Genomic DNA, 263 nt, shown 5'->3' on the forward strand with positions numbered 1-263 from the left:
TGACAGATCGTCATTTTGGAACATCATTCTTTAATGCTGCTGGTGGCGGCGATCCTGTCATGTATCAGCACATCTTCTGGTTCTTCGGGCACCCTGAAGTCTATATTATGATTTTGCCAGCTTTGGCATTGTTTCTCAAATTATTCCAACCTTTGCTCGTAAGCCTTTATTTGGTTATGCATCGATGGTTTATGCAACGGCTTCAATTGCGATTTTGTCATTTATTGTTTGGGCGCATCATATGTTTACAACGGGTATGCCAG

1 pseudogene is annotated in these 263 nt (G+C 41.8%); it reads left to right on the plus strand.

The annotated features are described in order from the left end of the window. Positions 1-263, plus strand: a pseudogene (locus ACZ3HH_RS30440) (cbb3-type cytochrome c oxidase subunit I); the annotation flags it as partial.

It is taken from the genome of Pseudomonas sp. PME37.24/025 (genome assembly GCF_055556615.1).